An 18,102-nucleotide genomic window follows, 5' to 3' on the forward strand; every position below is an offset into this window, starting at 1 on the left:
GATGGAGTCGTGGTGGGAAATCTGTCGGCAAGTTGGCAATGATGGGCTGAGAGAACGCCAAGATGGGGTCAAATCCCGAAAATCCCCTGTCAACGCCTGTCGCCAAATTGTACGAACATGTAACCAAATCTCGAAAAGACTTTTTCTGGAAGTGGGCTCACTATTTGTGCAACCAAGCTGACAGCATTCTTGCCGAGGCGTTGAATTTGAAAGCGCTGGGGCGAGGTCAGTTAGCGAGATTTGGTCTCGATGCAGCTTGGGGCGAGTTTCTATGCTTCGGCGTAGCTCAGCACAAGTCCATTTTGTCTTGGGTCTGTTTCAAGCGTGGTAAATATGAAGCCTGCAGTAGAGGCCAAACAGACCAGTCAAATTTGTCCCCATTGTGGTGTCCATACGGGGAAAAAGCCGCTTTCTCAAAGACTCATTCCTGCCCCCACTGCAGCTATAAAATCCATCGAGATGTGGCAGCAGCACAAGTGGTTTGGAATCGAGGTGTCGCAAGTATGTCCACCACAAGGCGGAAAAATGCTCGTTGAGGGGAATGTTGCCGGGGATGGACGAGTTCATAGCGAATCTCTTCACAGGCACATCCAATGAAGCGAGAATCTCACAAATAGAATTCGTGAGAGTTTCAAAGAAACTACTGGTTTGTCCGGTTCTTTGCTGTTGCATAAATAAAAAAAGGAGTTATGTCATGTTAGAAAAAACTGTCAATGTGACCTGGTTTGGGGTCAATGCCAAAGTGGAGGAAATCTTGCAGACTTATCCGGAATACCCTTATCGGGATGTTTTTGCCAATCCGCGTTTGCGCGATCGCTTGGTTGCGTATGTCCTTAGCTACATTCCCAATCGCCACATTACCACGGAAAACCCGCAAAAATTGGCGGTGCAATACCATTGCCTGTTCTCGCCGGAAGAGCAAAAATACGTGGAAACCCTGATTCGTCGCGGTATTTCCTATCTGTTGCGTACCCACGAAGATTGGATCGAACGGTACGCCCCCGAACCCGAACCAGATGCAAGCTACGTTCCGTCTCATTGGTTTGGCTGATTTGGATGGTGTGAGGATTTGTTGTCTTCCCAGAACGATTTTTTTCATAATTTGCCCTGTATTGGTTTGGTTCTCGACACTGCGGGAACCATTCGAGCAGCGAATGCTTACGCATGCGATCGCTTGGGCTATGCCGATACGGCGGATTTGGTGGGCTGCTCGATTTTTTCTTTGGTGGCGGCTGGCGATCGCGATCGATGGGCGGCCAGTTTGCCACTGTCACCGGTGGAAGGGAGAACCAATGTGGTCGATTTGGACGGCGAAGTGCAGGTTCTCGCATCCGATGGCAGAAGTTTTTGGGCAAAAACCCGATGTCGTTGGATAACCAATTGCGATCGCAGCGACCAGCTTTTGCTGGTTTGGGAAGAAATTGCCAAATGCGATCTTAAAATCAGCCAAAAATGTCAAAATATTCGCGAAATCGCCGATGTTCTGCCAGTTTGCATTAGTTATGTTGACACCCAACAGAGATATATTTATACCAATCAAACCTACGAACGCTGGTTTCACCTTTCCTGCGAAGAAATTCAAGGTCGGCATCTGCGGGATGTCATTGGCGCCACCGCCTACGAACAAGTCCGCCAATATGTAGAACGAGTTCTAGCAGGGGAAGAAGTCACCTACGAGGACCAGATTGCTTATTTTCCTGGAGGGGAACGGCAAATTCGGGGAATTCTGATTCCCGACTGGGGAGATAGCGATCGCGTGCAAGGGTACTATGCCTTAATTGAAGATATTACTTCCCAAAAGCAAGCACAGGTACACCTCCAACAAAGCCAGCAGCTATTCCAAAAAATTGCCGATACCTCCCCAGATATGATTTATATCTTCGATTTGCCCACCGGTTGCACAATTTACGCCAACCAGCAGATCGAGGGAATTTTGGGATATTCCGCCGATCGGGTATACGAACTGGGCATCCAGTTTTTCCCAGAAAACATGCATCCAGGCGATCGCCATAACTGGCAGGCGTACCGCGATCGCTTTTCGCAAGTAGCGGATGGGGAAGTGGTGGAAAGAGAATTTCGACTGCAAACCATCACCGGTCAAACCCGTTGGTTGCGATCGCGGGAAGTTATTTTGCAGCGCCAACGGCAAGGGGAACCCCGGCAAATTTTAGGCATTGCCCAAAATATCACCGTACACAAACTGGTAGAAATCCAGTTAAATCAGCTTGCCGACAGCGAAGCCCGGCTGCATACAATTTTAAACAACACTTCCGATGGCATCGTCATCGTGGACCAGCAACGCAAAATTCGCTTTCTCAATCCCGCCGCCCAGCAATTGTTTCATTTCTCCCGGGAGGAGCTTTGGGATTGGGAACTCGGGTTGCCCAACGGGGATACGGTGGTGGAACTGGAAATCCCCCTACCTGGCGATAACCTTGGGGAAAACAAAGTACGCATTAGCGAGGTCAAAATTGCCCAGTCTTCCTGGAGTGGCGAACCGGCGTACATTCTTTCCCTGCGGGATATTACCGAACGTCGCCAAGCAGAGGCTGCCCTACAGGAGAGCGAAGAACGGTTTCGGCAGCTGGCGGAACACATTGAGGGGGTTTTCTGGCTGTTTTCTTGCCGGCAGGGGGAGTTTCTGTATATCAGTCCGGCTTTCGAGAAAGTTTGGCAGCGATCGCAACAGAGTATATACGCCAATGCCCAACTTTGGGAAAACACCATTCATTCCAGCGATCGCCAGATTTGGGATAGTATTTGGCGCAAAAACTACCAGGGAAAGGCTAGCAGCTGCGAATATCGGATTGTGCGTCCTAACGGAGAAATTCGCTGGATATTGACCCGAAGTTTTCCAGTTTTTGACCAGCAAGGTCAGGTGTATCGCATTGCTGGGGTCAGCGAAGACATTAGCGATCGCAAGCAAGCCGAAGAACAATTTCGAGAAAACCAAAGGCAGCTTATCCTCAGCGAACAGCGCTACCGCTTAGTTTCCGAACTCACATCCGACTATAGCTATGCCATCCGTCTGTGGGATGATGGCACAATAGCCTTGGAATGGATTACCAATGCCTTTGCCCGCATTACCGGTTACACGCCCACGACCTTTTCCCACGTCAATAAATTTTTGCTCGTCATCCATCCAGAAGACCGCGCGATCGTGCGCCAGCGCTTGCAAATTTTGCGATCGGGTCAATCGGATATCAGCGAATATCGCATCATTGCCAAAAACGGTCAAATCCACTGGATGCGCGACTATACCCGTCCAGTTATTGACGCCAGTTACTACAAAAATCCCCAGCAACGGCAGCACATTCCCTTACTCATTTATGGCGCTGCCCAGGATATTACCGCCCAAAAGCAAGCAGAAGAATCCCTACAAAGATTGCGCCACCAACAAGAGCTGATTCTAAAAGCTGCCGGAGAAGGGATTTGTGGGATTAATATCAAAGGAAATATTACCTTCGTCAACCCCGCTGCTGCCCGCATGTTGGATGGTGACGTGCAAGATTTGATGGGGCTGACCCTAGCAGACCTGTTGGTGTCTGAATTTCCCGACCATAGCGATACGCCTGGCTGGCACGCCACTTCAGAAACAGTACTCCACCCCATACCCAATTTTCAACCGGACCAATTTATCAATGCCATTGGCATCACCGAAGGCATATTTCGTCGCCGCAACGGATCGCAATTTCCCGTGGAATATGTTTATAATCCTATATACGAAGAAGGCGTGTGGCTGGGGGGCGTGCTAACTTTTCAAGACATCACCGAACGCAAAGCCATCGAACGCATGAAAAACGAATTTATTTCTATTGTCAGCCACGAATTGCGGACTCCCCTAACCTCCATGCGCGGGGCATTGGGGTTACTTACCACTGGTAAGTTAGGCGATTTATCCCAGAAAGGATACCAAATGGTAAATATTGCCTTGCGCAACACCGAACGCCTAACGCGGCTGATTAACGATATCTTAGACATACAGCGATTGGAATCCAGGCACATTCAAATTCAAACCAGTTGTTTTTCGATCCGGGATTTGCTGGAGCAAGCAGCGGATACCATGCGCGGCATGGCAGAAACCGCCGGTATCACATTGGAAGTGGAAGCCAGCGAGGAACTATCTATCCATGCAGACTGCGACCTTTTGCAGCAAGTACTGACCAACTTACTCAGCAACGCCATTAAATTTTCCGAAGCGGGAACCACAGTTTGGTTGCGCAGTTTCGCCATGCCTCATGAAAACAAGAAGGCGGTAGGAGAGGTTTGCTTTCAAGTGGAAGACCAAGGAGCTGGCATTCCCCCCAAAAAGCTGGAAACCATTTTTGAACCCTTCCAACAGGTGGATGCCTCCGATTCCCGTCAAAAGGGGGGTACGGGGTTGGGATTGACCATTTGCCGGCAAATTATCGCTGCCCACGGGGGGCGCATTTGGGCGGACAGTACCCTTGGCGAGGGTAGTACGTTTTCTTTTATCATACCGGTACAGGCGGATGCAGGATAAAGATTGGGCTAATGGCAGCGGAAGAAATTCGTATTTTTGGTACGGTACAGGGAGTAGGGTTTCGCCCGACGGTGTATCGCTTCGCCAAAGCTTGTTCCCTGACGGGGCAAGTGTGGAACGATGGTAGCGGCGTGGTGATTCGAGTGCGGGGGTCCCAGGGGAATATCGATCGCTTTTTGCAGCAGTTACAATGGCATGCGCCCCCTTTGGCAAAAATTGACCGCATTCACCGCCAACCGGATACCAGCAATAGGGAGTTTAATGATTTTACCATTGCCGGCAGCCAAACCACGAGCGTACGGACTGCTATATCAGGAGATGCTGCCACCTGCGATGCTTGTTTGCAGGAAACTTTTGACCCCAATAGCCGCTGGTATCGCTATCCATTTACCAATTGTACTCACTGTGGACCGCGCCTGAGCATTGTTCAAGGCATTCCTTACGATCGCGTTAATACCAGTATGGCGGTTTTTCCCATGTGTGCGGACTGCCAGCGGGAATACTACGATGTGGAAAATCGCCGTTTCCACGCTCAACCCATTGCCTGCCCGGTATGTGGACCGCAAATTTGGTTGGAAAATGCCCAAGGAGAAATTATATTTGATGAGGCGATAGCCACTACCATCCGCCTCATCCAGCAGGGATACATTGTGGCGATGAAAGGGTTGGGGGGATTTCACCTGGCTGTCGATGCCACCAATGAAAGGGCGGTACAAACGCTACGCCAGCGCAAAAAACGCGATCGCAAACCATTTGCTCTCATGGTACGGGATTTGCAGGTGCTTGCCAACTATTGTAGCCTTTCTGCTGGCGAAAAAGAATTGTTGCAAAGTCCGGCAGCGCCTATTGTGTTGCTAGCTGCTAACGGCTACCGTCAAGTTGCCCCATCGGTCGCCCCCGGGCAAAATAGGTTGGGGGTGATGCTGCCCTATACGCCGCTACACCATCTCATTTGGTCTTCTCTGGAGATGCCAGTGGTTCTCACTAGTGGCAATATTTCCGACGAACCTCAATGTATCGACAATCAAGAAGCGAGGGAGAAATTAAGTTCGCAAGCGGATTTTTTCTTACTACACAACCGCGATATTGTCAACCGGGTAGACGATTCTGTGGTGCGGGTTTTCCAAGATGCCCCCATGGTGTTGCGACGCGCCCGTGGCTACGCCCCCAGCCCCATTTCTCTGCCGCCGGGATTGGCGGATACGCCGCCGTTGCTGGCGATGGGGGGTGAGTTGAAGAGTACGTTTTGTTTGGTGGATGGGGGAAAAGCGATTTTATCCCAGCATTTGGGCGATTTGGAGAATGCTGCTGCCTGGCGGGGATATGGGGATACGCTACAACTGTACTTGCAATTGTTTCGCTGTCAACCCCAAGCGATCGCGGTAGACGAACATCCGGAATATTTAGCCAGCAAGTGGGGGCGCGATTGGGCGGCGGCGGATGCATTGCCTTTGTATACCATCCAACACCACCATGCCCACATTGGGGCGGTGATGGCAGAAAATCATTTGCCGGTGGATACACCGCCGGTGTTGGGGGTGGCTTGGGATGGGTTGGGTTACGGCAGCGACGGTACGTTTTGGGGGGGAGAATTTTTGCTGGCGGATTATCACGGGTTTCAGCGGCTGGCTTCCTTGCCGGCGGTTCCCCTGTTGGGGGGAGAAAAGGCAATGTCTCAACCCTGGCGCAATACCTACGCCCATTTACGCCGCCTTGGGGATTGGGAAGGTTGGGAACGTTCCTACGGGGATTTGGCAATCGTGCAATTTTTGGGCAAACAACCGCGACAGCTTTTAGACCAAATGGCAAGCCAAGGCATTAACGCCCCTCTGGCTTCTTCGGCGGGGCGTTTGTTCGATGCGGTGGCAGCGGCTATTGGCATTTGTCGGGAAGTATGTCAGTACGAAGGGCAAGCAGCGGTGGAAATGGAAGCCTGTATCGATGCCCAAAGTTGGGATTGGGCGCAGAAGACCGGTGGCTATCGCTTTCGTTGGTATACAATAGACGATCGTACCACTCAATGGGTTTTGGACCCCCAACCCATGTGGTGGGAGTTGCTGGCGGATTGTCAAATCCGTCTCTCGCCTGCGGTGATGGCAGCCAAATTTCATGTAGGATTGGCCCGGGCGATCGCTTTTGGAATTCGGCAAATCAGCGATCGCTATAAATTTTCCCATGTTGCCTTCTCTGGGGGCGTTTGGCAAAACCAACGGTTGCTAGAGGCAGTTTGCCAGCAACTGCAAAGGTGGGAGATACCCGTTCTCACCCACCACCAAATTCCTCCCAACGACGGTGGGTTATCCTTGGGGCAAGCAGCCATTGCCGCTGCCCGCTGGCAACATTGAAATTTATCTTTGATATTAAAAATTATTGCGTTTTCTAATATCTTCCCTCACAAGTAGTATTGTAGATACTCATGTAGTGTGGTAACGACTTCGCAGATAGAATGGCACAAGAGAAATCAACGGTCGTCATTACAGGTGCTTCTTCCGGAGTCGGCTTGCAAGCCGCCAAAGCCCTGGCAAATCGAGGAGACTGGTATGTGGTCATGGCTTGCCGCAATTTAGAAAAAGCGGAACAAGCCGCCCAAGACGTGGGCATGCCCGTGGGTAGCTATACCATTTTGCCCTTGGATCTGGCTTCCCTCAAAAGCGTTCGTCAATTTGTCACCAAGTTCCGCGAAACGGGCAAATCCCTGGATGCTTTGGTTTGCAACGCCGCTGTTTACATGCCTTTGCTCAAACAGCCGCTACGCAGCGAGGATGGCTACGAACTCACTGTCGCCACCAACCATTTGGGGCATTTTCTGCTGTGCAATTTAATGCTGGAGGATATGAAACATTCCCCCAACCCCGAACCCCGGTTGGTGATTTTAGGTACGGTTACTGCCAATCCCAAAGAACTGGGCGGCAAAATTCCCATTCCTGCCCCGCCGGATTTGGGAGATTTACAAGGGTTGGAACAAGGTTTTCAAGAACCCGTTTCTATGATTAACGGCAAGCCTTTCAAACCAGGCAAAGCCTACAAAGACAGCAAGCTGTGCAACGTTCTCACCATGAAAGAGTTGCACCGACGCTACCACGATGCTACGGGGATTGTCTTTTCTTCCTTGTATCCCGGCTGCGTCGCCGAAAGTCCCCTTTTCCGCAATCACTTCTCGTTGTTCCAAAAGATTTTCCCCTGGTTCCAGAAAAACGTTACTGGGGGATATGTTTCGGAAGAACTGGCAGGAGAGCGGGTGGCTGCCGTGGTTGCCGATCCCGAATACAACCAATCCGGGGCTTACTGGAGTTGGGGGAACCGCCAGAAAAAAGGTCGTCGCTCCTTCGAACAGGAACTTTCCGACGAAGCCAACGACAATCGCAAGGCAGAGCGTCTTTGGGAGTTGAGTGCCAAGTTAGTTGGTTTGGCGTAAGCTGATTGGCGATGGGAGGGTGGAAGTGCGGGAATTCTCCGAAACAACAGCTACAAGCATATCTTATTTCTTCCCCCTCTTCCCCCCTCTTTCTCTGCAAAATCGCTACCATAGAAACAGCCCACCATCTCAATCGAACGATGAACAAGATGCCAGGAATTTCGCAGTGGCAAAAGCGGTTTTTTGCCTGGGGAATGGCGAAAGCCAACGAAACCAGTGGGGAGAGCATCCAATTGCACCAGCATCCCCACCATGCCAATATGGCAGAACTGAAAAAAGACCTATTGGGGCGTTTGTCGGGAACTGTTTTAGAAATTGGACCGGGGGCTGGTGCCAATTTTGTTTATTATCCCCACAACATTCGCTGGATTGGCGTGGAACCCAATCCCTACATGCACCAATATTTGCGTCGGGAAGCTACCGAACAGGGAATAGAAGCGGTGGAAGTATATGCAGGTGGGGCGGAACATTTACCGGTTGCCGATGGTAGCGTGGATGCGGTGGTGAGTACCCACGTGCTTTGTTCGGTGGGGGATTTGGAACCGACGTTGCAGGAAATTCAACGGGTTCTCAAGCCGGGCGGTACGTTTACGTTTATGGAACATGTGGCTGACCGCCATGAGAGTTTGGGGCGCAAGGTACAAAATGCGATCGCACCTATCTGGAAAACTTTATTCGACAACTGCCACCCCAACCGCGAGACTTGGGTTTACCTGCAAAAAGCTGGGTTTGAATCAGTAGAATACCACGATTTTCAGCTTCCTTTCCCCATCGTTCACCCACACATCGCCGGGGTAGCCACGAAAACAACGGCATAGCCAATAATTGACAATTGGGTCAAATTTGGGGCGGGGAGATATTGCCATTTCCTCGCCCGTTCGTGTATGGTATTGGCAAGTTGATGAGAACAGTTTGCATTTAACCATGAACGCTATTGCACGTTTTTTCATTTTTAGTTGCACAGCTTTCCTAATTGTAGGACTGTTGAACGTTTCCATCCCTCAGATTTCCACGGCAACAGAACCAGCTGGCACCCCACCAACTTCCGTGGCAGTTACCAGCGATCGCTACAGCCAACAAGTTGAAACTGGTTTGCAATATTTTCGCCAGCGTGCGAAAGAACAGCTTTCCCTAGTGGAAGATTTGCTGGCTACCCTCAAAAGTGGGGATTTAGAAGCAGCCAAAGCAGCCTATGTGGAAGCTAGACCTCCCTACGAGGAAATTGAAGTATTCGCCGCCAGTTTCGAACAGGAAGACTCGGATATCGATGCGCGACCTTATTCTTTCGCTGCCGGAGAAATGTCGTCGGATTTCGTCGGTTTTCACCGCGTCGAACGATATTTATACCGCGATGGCGACCTAGAAGCTGCCATTCCCTATGCGGAAGGATTAAAAGACAGCGTGCGATCGCTCATCGATAAACTCAACGACCCCAGCAACTTCAACGCCAGCTTAAACTTCGACGGCATGGTTACCCTCGCCACCGAAGTACCCGCAAAAAAGATTTCCAGCGAAGAAGAAACCTGGTCGGGGCAGAGTTTGCTCATTTACAAGAGCAATTGGATTGGCATCTACAGTCAATACAAACCCTTTGCCTCGCTTCTCGATAAAGAAATCGCCAATCGCGTCGATGCTGCCTATCAGAACTGCATGAAGACCATCGAACCTTTCTTTAGCGAGAACAGCGTCGCCGCCACGCCATACAGCCAAGTCAGTACCGAACAGCGTGGAGAAATCGTTCGCGCCAGCTATCAGTTCCGCCAGGCACTCATAGAAGCGCGCGATGCCTTGGGATTGAGTTAGGAATTTTTCCCTACAAGCGATCGCGGTGGTGGGGGGCGGTGAAATCAATTTCCGGACCCAATGGTACAATACCGGTAGGATTGATGGTCTTGTGACTCTGGTAGTAATGACCTTTGATGTGCTGCCAGTTCACCGTATCCGCCACACCCGGCGTTTGATACAAGTCCCGCACGTACGCCCACAGATAGGGATAGTCCACCAACCGCCGCAAATTGCATTTAAAATGTCCCACATAAACTGGATCGAACCGCAGCAAAGTAGTAAACAAACGCCAATCAGCTTCCGTCTGCCGATCGCCCAGCAAATAGCGTTGTTTTTCCAAGGTTTTTTCTAAATCATCTAAGGTTGCAAACAACGGCTTCACCGCTTCTTCGTACGCCGTCTGAGTTGTAGCAAATCCTGCCTTGTACACCCCATTGTTCACCGTCTGATAAATGCGATCGTTGAGTTCGTCAATCTCATCGCGCAAAGGAGCCGGATAGTAATCCCCCGGCGTTGCCCCCAAATTATCAAAGGCACTGTTCAACATGCGAATAATTTCCGCCGACTCGTTGCTGACAATTGTATTTTTCTCCTTATCCCAGAGAACTGGAACAGTAACCCGTCCTGTATATTTGGGGTCCACTTTCGTATAAATCTGATGCAAATAGTCCGCTCCGTTAATTTCATCGGGAATCACCCCAGGACCATCCGCAAACGTCCAACCTTGTTCTCCCATAAACCAGTGAACCACCGAAAGAGAAATGGCATTGGTTAGCCCTTTTAACGCGCGAAAAATTAGCGTTCGATGCGCCCAAGGACAAGCATAAGAAACATACAAATGGTAGCGCCCCCGTTCGGCTTTAAAGCCACCTTTCCCAGTAGGTCCGGGGCTACCATCGGGAGTAATCCAATTGCGAAATTGCGATTCTTGACGCACAAAGCGTCCCCCCGTACTTTTGGTGTCGTACCATTGGTCGTACCAGACCCCATCGATTAACAGTCCCATTGTCAATCCCCTTGTGTTGCTAGTAGTTAGAAATTGTTGCCAGTAGCGAAAATAACTCGTTAAACCAGCTCCTTACCTATAGAATATCCTACCAAATCTTCAGCCCAAGAATTCCTTGACGGGGATATGCCTTGCTGCTAAAGTTGGCAACCGACGGCTACCTTCCGCAAATCGATGCAAAAATGCAACTGCGTACGCTACTCGCTTTCTTAAATCGAAACAAATTTTTTCTTTTCGGGTTGGACATGGTAAGTTTTATTATTGGTTTTTGCGTCTACTGGATTGTCGCGATTTCCACAGATGCTTCCGAAAACGCCCATCATATCCTGCCAAAACTGCCTGCAGAAACTATTTTTGTAGGCGCGTATCCTAGGAAAAACTAGCGTATCTATCTAAATTTTCTAAAAAAGCGATGGTCTGAAAAACCGGTACCTTTGGCACCATCGCTAGCCAATATTCTTGTTTGCCAAGGAAATGGTATTACCAGGAAAGGAATCAATCTAATACTTGCAGTGATTTTACCTACGATTTCGCCTCCATGGATTAAAAAAATTTAGCGATCGCTTTACCCATACAATCAAAATAGATACGCTACAAGAGACTACTGCCGATATATACACAAACGGAACGATCCAAAATGCGACTGCATACGCTACTAGCTTTTGCAAATCGAAACAAATTTTTTCTTTTGGGAGGCTTTCTTCTGGGGGTTATCACCGGTTTTCTAGGGTCTTGGCTCGTCGATCGTGCCACCAATTCCTCCGAACCAGCCGAAGCTTTGCTTCCCCAGTCCCCAAATTTGACAAAATTGGAGATAAACGACAAGCAAAATATCTGATTTGTTAATTTTTGCAATTCAAACCAGCGTCTATCTTATAATTTGGCTGGTGGCTAAGGGAAGCAATCTGGAAGCGAAATGAGGTTTGGCGGGGAATTATTGGGCTGGATTTATCCTTTTCTCCAGGTTGCTTTTGATATTTTTATAGAAACCGGAAATTTGGCGATTTTTTTGTCAAGGGGTTAATTGAGAATTTTGTCAATTGCTAAACGGACTTGCGTGGTTTGGGGTCAATTTGGTAAGATTTTGAAAATTTCATAATCAGGGCGCAGTATGTCAAAATTCCAAATTTTGGGGGTTGGTAATGGCTGAAAGTCCCATGATTTCGTTTTACGAAAGCGCGATCGCATTTTTTTAGACGAAACCTCGTGCCACAAATTTTGGGTGTTTACAGAGAGCAAGTTTGACATTGCAGCCATTTTGTGGTATGATAGTATCTTTTGAACTGTTATGACATCGGTAGGATCTAGGTAGGGGTAGTGCCCCCGTGCCTACCCCTAAATCAAATAGAGAACTAGGTAGGGGTAGTGCCCCCGTGCCTACCCCCTAGAGTGCCCCCGTGCCTACCCCTACATCAAATAGGGAACTAGGTAGGGGTAGTGCCCCCGTGCCTACCCCTACATCAAATAGGGAACTAGGTAGGGGTAGTGCCCCCGTGCCTACCCCTAAATCAAATAGAGAACTAGGTAGGGGTAGTGCCCCCGTGCCTACCCCCTAGTGCCCCCGTGCCTACCCCGATTCCATTTCCGATTCGCCACCTTGAAAACGCTGCAAAGCAGAACGCCGTTTCGTCGTCACATAAACCCCCAACGGCAAACGAACCCCCGTAATGCTGGCATTGTATAACCTCGCCTGTTCCGGATTGGAAGCCTCCAAATCCGCATAATTAACATTCGCCCCAGCCAGATTGGCATCGCTGAGATTGGCGCGGTTGAGATTCGCCCAAGCCAAATTGCTGTCGCGGAGATTCGCTTTGCTGAAATTTGCCTCTCCCAAATCCGCATGTTCCAAATTGGCACCTTGTAGATTCCCCCGATAAAAATTCACCCCCAGACCGTAGGCTTGCTTCAACTCAGCATTTTGCAAATGGGCATTGGCTAAATTCGCCGCATCCAGACAGGCACCGCTGAAATTGGTCGCTTCCAAATCCGCATCACAGAGAATGGTATGGCTAAAATCCAAGTGGCTGAGATTAACACCGCTGAGGATAGCACCAGTTAAATCGGCATGGGTCAAATCAATATTTTCCCGGTGCAAATCCCGTAGCATTCGCAAATCGGCATAGCGAAAATCCATCCCTCGCAGGGGAATCCCTTGCAAATCCACATCAATCAGCGTTTTATGGCTAAAATCCCGTTTGCCAGCGGCGTATTGGCTTTGGAACTGTTCGTTGTTCAGGCAATGATGGCTTTGGTGGCTGGGGGAAGGGCGAAATTGGCGGTGTAATTGTTTTTTCAACCAGCGAACAATCATGGTTAGGAACTCCTTGTTTCGGTTGGCGACTGGTTTTGCACATCTCGACGGGATACGTCTTTGTCTTGGAGAATTGCTTGCAGAAAACAAACGAAACGTTCGCTACTGCGATCGATATTGCTAAGGTAGGTTTGTAGGCGGCGGTAGAATTGATGGGTAGCTGGAGAAGGATTTTGATGAAGTAGGCTGGATAAACAGGCACGTTCGAGCAAATATTGGCGAAAATAGGTTAAATCGTTGTGCAATTTATAGGCAATTTCCTGGGAAATGGGGTCTTGGGTGGTATCTCCTTGTAAGTGATGTTGGCTGATTTCCAGGATTTGTTCGATGCCTTGGCATAGGGGAGAGAAGGCTTGTTGGTATTCCTGCTGTCGGTTGGGATTAAGCATACCGTCGCCGTGGGTGGCTTGCAGGTCTGCGAGAATGTCTTGCATGGTATGGGTGGCATCGGCAATAAGCTGGCGGCTGCTTTCTAGTTTTTCCTGCAGTTGGGCAACTTCTGCTGGCAGCAACAGGGTGTTGGGGGTGGCGGTTTCTACTTGGAAAACTTGTTCCAGATGGTCGGCAAGGGGGGCGTGGTCAATTTCGCCGGTTTCTTTGATGTGGTGCATCCATAGTTGCAGCAAACGTCGTTGGTAGGCATGTTTGCGTTCGAGTTTGGCAATGGCTTCTGGGTCAGTTTGGGGAGATTCTGCGGATTTGGCAGGGGTGGGAGAGGTTTGGTTTTGGGGAAAATGTGAGGGTTGGTACATGGTTTCCTCCCAAATTTATGGGTCGTGGCGGTAGGCATCTATATCGATGGTGTTGGGGGCGAGAAGTTCTTGTTTTTCTTGTTCTTGACGTTGTTGCAGGGCGGTGTATAATTCGTGCAACCAGCGATCGCGTTCTGCTTGTACTTTATCGTTAAAGGATTTTTGCACGTCGCTACGCTGGCTAAATGCCCAACTCATCCAACAGGCAAAACCGCTGGTGATGAGGGAAAGGCACAGGAAAAATAAGGGAAATCCCAAGTTGCCCAGGTTGAACTGGCGCAAATCTTGCCAAAATTTTATGGTGGCGAGACCGGCGGCTTCGATGCCGGAGCGTAAATCTCCTTCTGGGGTAAAATGTTGTTGGTACAAGTCCGGTACTTCTCGTTTTAAAAAGAGAACGTCGTTGCCGGATTGGACTCGTTTTTGCAGTTTGGCTTGCCATTCGGCTTTGGCTTGTTGGTAAGGAGCGATCGCTTTTTGGTGCAAGCGTTCTTTTTTGCGGCAATCAGGTAGGTCTTCGGTGGGTACTTTTTTCCAATTGCGATCGCGTTGTGCCCAAGTACCGTATGCTTTGGTATAGGCGGTATCCCATTTGGGGTGGTGGTGGGGATATTTTTCCATCTGGGCTTCCCACTTCTGACATTCTTGTTTGGCTTGTTCGTAGTCGGGATCGTCGATTGCCTGCATCGATTCCAACCGTTGGGTTTGTTGTTGAATGAGTTCTTGAGATTTGTCTTGGCTGAGGCTGGTTTGGTCGAGGAGTAAAATCATGCTGATGGCAGCAACAACGGATTGCAGCAGATGCAGGGAAATGGCACCACAGAGAGCAACCCGCCGCCAGAGTTTGTTGTCGGATTTTTTGGCAGCCAGGGCAGTGGCAAAATAGTTGGTTGCCATTAAAATAAGAACGGCAGCGGCAATGGTGATGGGCGTGGAAGCCATGCCCAATCCTTTGAAGGCATAATGAAATAAAGGTAAATTCGAGCAAGCGTTGTAGGCGGTACTGACAGAAACGCTGCCTGCGGTTAGGAGAGCGTGTTTTTTCACATCTTTGCTAACAAAAGCACGACCGTAGAAATCGCCGGGTTTGGCAAGGAACGTATGGATAATGGCTTTTCCAGTTTTTTCCCACCAAGTTTGGCGGCGAGGAAAGGTAGAATCTTGGGCAAGCGTCACCAATTCTGTATGATTTGGGTTCTCTTCTAGGCTTTTCAGCAAGGTATCGATATCCCGTTGCGAGTAAGGTTTATTGGTCATGGCGAGATTCTCCAAATTCGGTGGTGTGGGGATAGGGAACGGTGGTAGAATTGGCTGGCATGGTGGCAACAGCGAGAACAATGGCGATAAGGATAATGGGAAATAGCCAGATGCCGGATTCCAGGTCAGTGTGATTCAAATTGGTACGCCGATGGCATTTGAGACAGACGAAACGGCGGGGATTTTGCGGGTCTTGTACCCAGGGGCAGTATTTTTGGTTGCAGGATTTCATCAGTGACCTCGCAGTTGGTTTTTAAAAACAATGGGCGTAGAAAAATCCGTTATAGAAAGCCCGAAATAAATCGAAATTGATTTCTTACTGTCTCCCTTCACAAAGGGAACTACAGGGGGATTTCCACTACAAACATGGCAGTTATTTTCCAAACGGATTTAAGCAGCGGTTTCCCCTTGGAGGGGATTGGCAGTGGCGTTGGCGGCAGGGCGTTGCAGCAGGAAAGCGTCGCCGTTGAGGGAGAAGAAAACGGTTTCTTGTTCGAGTTCGGTTAAAATGGCAGCGATGAAGGTTTCCAGTTGGGGCAACATGCGCTGCAATTGTTCGTCGGTACAGCAAACGGTCATTTCTAGAATGGGTTCGTGGATGATTTCGCCGGCTTGGTTTTGGTAGCTGCCCCAGCCAAATTTTTTGGTATATCCGCCACATTCGAGGGAGATATATTGTTGGAGTTGCCCAGGTAGGTTGCTGGCTGGGTTGTCGGGAATGATGAGTTTCACCCGATGGGGCAGATGTTGGGATATTTGAATGTCTTTTCCGGGGAATGGTGGTTTTTTCTGGTGGGAAGCAGCTAGGGATGCGTTGATTTTGGCGATGGTTTTGCTTTGCCAGGGCGAGTGTTCCTGGGTGGTGGTTGTGTTAGAATTATCGGTTGGTAATTTCATGGAAAACCTCGTGCGTCTTTATCTATAGCTAAATTAGCTTTTGGCATAGATGAAATGTCAATTGTTAGAAAATAATTTCTCTCGACAAAGTATCAATCGGCAATCTACACAAATCAAACAAGGATACAAATGAATCAATCTGGATAAAATCCGGAAAATGGGGTTTCTGTGGCTGATTCTTTTGCTAAAGTGGAGAAAAGCATCAAAAGCTGATGGACTTCCTTATACCATTTCTGAAAAAAACAATGGTTTTCTGGAATTCCCCAATTGCTCTGGTAGGGGCGATTCGCGAAGTAGGGGCGCTTCGCGAAGCAACCCTACAAGGATACCCCGATTATTTATTGCAAACTTTTAAGGAAATCTTATTAGCGATTTCAACTGCGGGAATTACAGTAAGGGAAAGTCGGAAACTCACGCTTGATGCTTAATTCTGACAACATGGACTAGGATTGGAGGAGAACCATGACTACTTACTGGCAAGAAAAATTTATAGAAACCAAAACCCAGGAACTGTTTGGCAATGCAATAACCAATCAGCGGTATGCGTTTTCCCTACGGTTTCACCCGGAAAATCGCCAGCTACATCACACGCAGGTGGCAAAAGCTATTCAACAGCAAGTAGGCGAAGATAGTTTCTCGTCGCCAACGAGTATTAACGAAACCATCCATCAAATTGTGAAAAGGATTCGCGAAAACTGGGGAAAGGCGATGGAAGCAGATGGCATCGATTTGTCGCAGTTGCAAGCGGAAAAGGGAGGTCAAAAGCAAAAACAGAAAACCCCTTGGCAGGTGGTGTATGACTGGCTGTGGGAGACGGAGTTTCCCCGGTGGCAAGGTCAGCAAATTTGGCAAAGCTGGGTGGAAAAAGCGAATAAACATCGGGAGTGGTTGCGATTTGAACCGCCGGAAATTGTAACAGAACTAGGAACCAGGGGAATGAAAAAGAACAATCAGCCGCTACCGCCGCAGAAAATTACGGTAAATCGGGAATATAAAGCGGTTGTGGATTTAGAAAAATACCTGCACCGCCCTTGGTTGTTTTTGAATTGGGGGGATAATGGTGGTTTGGTGGTATCGCCGTCGCAGAATTTTGCACCAACGCCTCAAATCACTCGCCATCCGCTTTTGTTACCCCAACCGGAAGCAGAAGAGAACACGATTGAATTTGAAACCGCATCCAAAGAAGAGTTTATAGCGATTGTTTTGAACGATCCTATTGATTTGCCCTGGTTTAAGCAACCGATACCGGAGTGGGATGGTTTGCGTTTGGGTGAGTTGTGGGAAGAATTGGAGAAACAGCCGGAATGGTTTGTGTTTTATCGCGCTATTGAAGTTTGCGATGGTTAGTTTGTCGATAAAAGGAAATCTGGAGGTAAGAAAATGGCAGACGAACAACGTCTCCAAGAATATTTGCAATTAATTCAAAAGTTAATTGAATGTCCTAGTGGTCAAGAACCAGAAATTTTAGAAGCCAACCAGCATTTATTGGATGTGGGTCTAATACAGGCAATGGAACAGGCTGCAGATGTTTTCTCTCGTGAGGGAAGCGAGCAAATTGCGTCCTACTTACAGCAAATGGCTGGGGAGTTGAAGCAAGTATTAGGAAATTCGGACCAAACAGCTGCTTGCAATGATTACAACCAATTCCTTGGGACATTATTCCAAAGGATTCGTTCAGGTGATTTGCAACAGGTTCGTGACCTACTAACCGCCAACCAACATTTGCTAGACCTTCAGTTTGCGCAAGCAATGACAGCATTGGCTGATAACTTAATTGAAGAATACCCAGAAGAAAAAGATTACATCATTGCCTATGTAGGCAATCTGAGCATTCAAATTCAGGAGTTTCCTCTAGGCAATGCTGCTAACAATCAAGAAATTGCCATTGCTGGATATCAATGGATTTTACAGCATGATGTTGCCGGTACGTCCAGATGGGCAACGACTCAAAACAATCTGGGCTTAGCCTACCAAGACCGCATCCAGGGAGACAAGGCACAAAATCTGGAACATGCCATTGCCTACTACCAGCAAGCTTTGCAAGTATATACCCGCGATGCCTTTCCCCAAGATTGGGCAATGACTCAAAATAATCTGGGCAATGCCTACTTGTACCGCATCCAGGGAGACAAGGCACAAAATCTGGAAGATGCCATTGCCTACTACCAGCAAGCT

General features: G+C 48.8%; 15 protein-coding genes. 9 read left to right on the plus strand and 6 right to left on the minus strand.

The window, feature by feature from the left end:
* The first annotated feature begins 694 nt into the window (after window positions 1-694).
* The 6 genes from AS151_RS16090 to AS151_RS16115 all read left to right on the plus strand — a co-directional run bounded on the left by AS151_RS16090 (window position 695) and on the right by AS151_RS16115 (window position 9,722).
* Complete coding sequence (locus tag AS151_RS16090; RefSeq protein WP_071518087.1) at window positions 695-1,051, plus strand: hypothetical protein; 357 nt, start codon at window positions 695-697, stop codon at window positions 1,049-1,051.
* 21 nt (window positions 1,052-1,072) lie between these two features.
* Entirely contained in the window at window positions 1,073-4,504 is a 3,432-nt protein-coding gene (locus AS151_RS16095; protein WP_071518088.1) for a PAS domain S-box protein, read from the plus strand.
* An 11-nt stretch (window positions 4,505-4,515) separates the two neighbouring features.
* Window positions 4,516-6,849 carry a carbamoyltransferase HypF gene (hypF, locus tag AS151_RS16100; protein WP_071518089.1) on the plus strand — a complete coding sequence of 778 codons (2,334 nt, stop codon included), beginning with the start codon at window positions 4,516-4,518 and terminating at the stop codon, window positions 6,847-6,849.
* A gap of 101 nt (window positions 6,850-6,950) precedes the next feature.
* A complete protein-coding gene (locus tag AS151_RS16105) occupies window positions 6,951-7,919 on the plus strand; it encodes a protochlorophyllide reductase (protein ID WP_071518090.1) in 969 nt (322 codons plus the stop codon).
* A gap of 149 nt (window positions 7,920-8,068) precedes the next feature.
* A complete protein-coding gene (locus AS151_RS16110) occupies window positions 8,069-8,737 on the plus strand; it encodes a class I SAM-dependent methyltransferase (RefSeq protein WP_244533048.1) in 669 nt (222 codons plus the stop codon).
* 166 nt (window positions 8,738-8,903) lie between these two features.
* A complete protein-coding gene (locus AS151_RS16115) occupies window positions 8,904-9,722 on the plus strand; it encodes an EfeM/EfeO family lipoprotein (RefSeq protein ID WP_211517626.1) in 819 nt (272 codons plus the stop codon).
* A gap of 10 nt (window positions 9,723-9,732) precedes the next feature.
* Here AS151_RS16115 and AS151_RS16120 read toward each other — a convergent pair whose 3' ends face one another.
* Window positions 9,733-10,710 (minus strand): glutathione S-transferase family protein, encoded by a 978-nt coding sequence (locus AS151_RS16120; protein ID WP_071518092.1) that lies wholly within the window; start codon window positions 10,708-10,710, stop codon window positions 9,733-9,735.
* Window positions 10,711-10,853: 143 nt separating this feature from the next.
* Here AS151_RS16120 and AS151_RS16125 point away from each other — a divergent pair, with 143 nt between their 5' ends.
* Window positions 10,854-11,093, plus strand: a complete 240-nt coding sequence (locus AS151_RS16125) for a hypothetical protein (RefSeq protein WP_139240698.1) — start codon at window positions 10,854-10,856, stop codon at window positions 11,091-11,093.
* A gap of 1,184 nt (window positions 11,094-12,277) precedes the next feature.
* On the opposite strand, the gene AS151_RS20950 is transcribed toward AS151_RS16125, so the two are convergent.
* The 5 genes from AS151_RS20950 to AS151_RS16155 all read right to left on the minus strand — a co-directional run bounded on the left by AS151_RS20950 (window position 12,278) and on the right by AS151_RS16155 (window position 15,927).
* Entirely contained in the window at window positions 12,278-13,021 is a 744-nt protein-coding gene (locus AS151_RS20950; RefSeq protein WP_084639640.1) for a pentapeptide repeat-containing protein, read from the minus strand.
* 2 nt (window positions 13,022-13,023) lie between these two features.
* Window positions 13,024-13,773, minus strand: a complete 750-nt coding sequence (locus AS151_RS16140) for a hypothetical protein (protein ID WP_071518095.1) — start codon at window positions 13,771-13,773, stop codon at window positions 13,024-13,026.
* A 15-nt stretch (window positions 13,774-13,788) separates the two neighbouring features.
* Window positions 13,789-15,030 (minus strand): hypothetical protein, encoded by a 1,242-nt coding sequence (locus AS151_RS16145; protein ID WP_071518096.1) that lies wholly within the window; start codon window positions 15,028-15,030, stop codon window positions 13,789-13,791.
* A complete protein-coding gene (locus tag AS151_RS16150) occupies window positions 15,020-15,262 on the minus strand; it encodes a hypothetical protein (protein WP_071518097.1) in 243 nt (80 codons plus the stop codon). The genes AS151_RS16145 and AS151_RS16150 overlap by 11 nt, the downstream gene beginning before the upstream one ends.
* Window positions 15,263-15,420: 158 nt before the next feature.
* Window positions 15,421-15,927, minus strand: coding sequence for a hypothetical protein (locus AS151_RS16155; RefSeq protein ID WP_071518098.1), 507 nt, complete (start codon window positions 15,925-15,927; stop codon window positions 15,421-15,423).
* A 462-nt stretch (window positions 15,928-16,389) separates the two neighbouring features.
* On the opposite strand from AS151_RS16155, the gene AS151_RS16165 reads away from it, so the two are divergent.
* On the plus strand, window positions 16,390-17,274 hold the full coding sequence (locus AS151_RS16165) for a hypothetical protein (RefSeq protein WP_071518100.1): 885 nt from the start codon (window positions 16,390-16,392) through the stop codon (window positions 17,272-17,274).
* Between the two features lie 33 nt (window positions 17,275-17,307).
* On the plus strand, window positions 17,308-18,102 hold a 795-nt coding region (locus tag AS151_RS16170), incomplete at its 3' end, for a tetratricopeptide repeat-containing protein (protein ID WP_139240700.1).

It is taken from the genome of Geitlerinema sp. PCC 9228, assembly GCF_001870905.1.
Lineage (GTDB): Bacteria > Cyanobacteriota > Cyanobacteriia > Cyanobacteriales > PCC-9228 > PCC-9228.